The sequence below is a fragment of the uncultured Campylobacter sp. genome (assembly GCF_938045625.1).
GTDB lineage: Bacteria > Campylobacterota > Campylobacteria > Campylobacterales > Campylobacteraceae > Campylobacter_A.
On record NZ_CALIAV010000070.1, the window covers coordinates 1 to 2,643 of the forward strand.

The window sequence follows — 2,643 nt, forward strand, 5'->3', positions numbered from 1 at the left end:
CATCCTTATCGCGAAGCTCCAGCGCCTCGCGTTTGCCCGTGCTTGCGCCGCTTGGGACTATCGCGCTTGCTACGGTGCCGTCGCTTAGAGCCACGGTCGCCTTTACGGTCGGGTTGCCGCGGCTATCGAGTACTTCTATCGCCGTTACGTCTTCTATAAATACCATTATTTTATTCCTCCGTATTTTCTTCTATGCTTTCGCTTTCGTCGTCGCTATCTTTGCCGCCCGCGCCGCTTATTAGCTTATCTAGGCCGATCGAGCTTTTTATCGTCGCTACGATCTCGTCTGATATCTCGGGGTGCTCTTTGAGATAGGCTTTTGCGTTTTCGCGGCCTTGGCCGATTTTGGCGGCTTTGTAGCTAAACCACGCGCCGCTTTTGTCGATGATATCGAGCTTCACGCCGTAGTCGATGATCTCGCCGTCGCGGCTGATACCCTCGCCGAACATTATGTCAAATTCCGCCGTTTTAAACGGAGGCGCGACCTTGTTTTTCACGACTTTTACCTTCGTGCGGTTGCCGATAGGCTCTTCGTTTTGTTTTAGAGTGGCGATTTTTCGCACGTCTAGGCGCACGGATGCGTAAAATTTAAGCGCATTACCGCCCGTAGTGGTCTCAGGCGTGCCGTAACCCATAGCGCCGATTTTCATACGAATTTGGTTGATAAATATCACGGTCGTGTTCATCTTGTGCACGACGCCGGCTAGTTTGCGCAGCGCTTGGCTCATAAGTCGCGCTTGCAAGCCTACGTGCTGATCGCCCATATCGCCCTCGATCTCGCTTTTTGGCGTTAGCGCCGCGACGCTATCGACTACGATCAGCTCGACTGCACCGCTTCTAGCGAGGTTTTCTACGATCTCAAGCGCCTGCTCGCCAAAATCTGGCTGGCTGACGTAGAGATTTTCGGTATCTACGCCCAAATTTGCCGCGTATTTCACGTCTAGAGCGTGCTCGGCGTCGATAAAGGCGCACGTAGCTCCCGCTTTTTGCGCTTCGGCGATGATGTGCAAGGTTAGAGTCGTTTTGCCCGAGCTCTCAGGTCCGTAAACCTCGATAATACGGCCCTTTGGGATGCCGCCTATACCAAGGGCTAGGTCAAGACCCAGCGAGCCAGTGGAGATACTATCTATAGCCTCGACCTGTTTGTCTCCCAGGCGAATTAGCGTACCCTTGCCAAATGCTTTATCTATCTGCTTTAAAGCCGCGTCTAAGGCCTTTTTCTTGTCCGAATCGTTTGTCGGCGGGACTATCTTTTTCTCTTCTTTTTCTTTTGCCATCGGCTTCCTTAAATTTAAAATAATCGGGCTGATTTTATCAAATTTGAGATGAATTTTTGATTATTCACGTAAATTTGAGACGTGTTTGGACGCGGTCAAATTTAGCCTAAATTTACGCCTTTTTTAAAACGTAAAGCAGCTCGCTCACGTGCGTCGGGCGGCTGGCTAGATTTCTACTGCCGCGAAAGGCGTTGTATTTTTGCTCCAAAATTTGCACTTCGCCAAGCCTCGCTAAATTTTGGCTAAATTCCTCGCGCGCGATGAAGCCCTCGGAGTTAAACGAGATGAGCACGAATTTGGCTTTTAGTTTTGAGATTAGCTCGAAAAACGCGGGTGCGGCGGCTGATTTTTGATTAAACACTGAGCGGTTCCAGCCTCTAGCGATACCCGAAACCCGCGAGATTTCGCTCGGACGCTCGTAGCTAGCGATCAAATTTAGCATAAAGTAGTTCGAGCCGTAGGGGTGCTGGTTATAAGGCGGATCAAGATATACTAGATCAAGCGGCGGAAGCTCGGCGGCAAGCCCCTCGGCCTCTCGTCTTTGCACGTCAAATTCGACGTTAAAATTTGAAAAAACGGGCTTAAGCAGGCTGATGTCTGCCATGATGCGAGATAGCGCGTGCTTGCCGCGTCCGCCAAACTGCCCAAGGCCGTCCTTGTTTTTATGAAAGCCCTTAAAAATGCCGCTAGTATTAGCGTGCACACTGGCTGAATACAGCAACGGAGCGATGAAAAAAACGCGCAGCTCCTGCGGCACGAGCGAGTCGATCATCTGGCGCGCGGTGTCGATGTAGGCGGCGTTTTTCTTCGTGTAAAAGACGCGGTCCGTTGCCAAAATATTTGCCTCGTCTTTTGGCGCGTAAAGCTCGCAGATAAAACCTTCCTGCAAATTTGAGCCGATTTGGCAAGTTAATTTTTCATGCCAAAAATCAAGCTCTTTTTTAAATTTCGCGTCCGCGTTTGCGAGGTAGCATTCGTTTGTTACGCGACTATAAAGCTCCAAATCGTTTGCGACGATGAAATTTGCGTGGGATTTTAGAAACCGCGACACGATGCCGCTACCGCTAAAAAGGTCGCAGCAGCTTAGTTTTTCTTTGCCAAGCGCGTGCTTTGCGATATTTACGCCTTGTTCGATAAAGCCTAAAAGCGAGCGTTTGTTGCCAAGATAAGTTAAAATTTGCTCTTTTAAATACGCCTGATTTTCCATATTTTTCTTTATAAATTCCGCATTTTTATGGCGATTGTAGCAAAAATTTACTATAATTTCGCAATCAAACTACGCGCGAAATTTAAAGCGGAGCAAAAAGGATAAAATTTGAAGATTTTTAAGCATATAAACGTCGCTCACTCGCCCGACGCCGACGAT

2 protein-coding genes and 1 pseudogene are annotated in these 2,643 nt (G+C 48.9%); all 3 read right to left on the minus strand.

The window, feature by feature from the left end:
* Positions 1–166 (minus strand): annotated as a pseudogene (gene eno, locus Q0386_RS07300) (phosphopyruvate hydratase); the annotation flags it as partial.
* A 4-nt stretch (positions 167–170) separates the two neighbouring features.
* Positions 171–1,277, minus strand: coding sequence for a recombinase RecA (gene recA, locus Q0386_RS07305; RefSeq protein WP_122862405.1), 1,107 nt, complete (start codon positions 1,275–1,277; stop codon positions 171–173).
* 112 nt (positions 1,278–1,389) lie between these two features.
* Positions 1,390–2,484 carry a DNA adenine methylase gene (locus Q0386_RS07310; RefSeq protein WP_299029190.1) on the minus strand — a complete coding sequence of 365 codons (1,095 nt, stop codon included), beginning with the start codon at positions 2,482–2,484 and terminating at the stop codon, positions 1,390–1,392.
* Positions 2,485–2,643: the final 159 nt, after the last annotated feature.

Coding starts and splice junctions, on each gene's coding strand:
- recA (WP_122862405.1), bottom strand. CDS start 1,277: ATGGCAAAAGAAAAAGAAGAGAAAAAGATAGTCCCGCCGACAAACGAT.
- Q0386_RS07310 (WP_299029190.1), bottom strand. CDS start 2,484: ATGGAAAATCAGGCGTATTTAAAAGAGCAAATTTTAACTTATCTTGGC.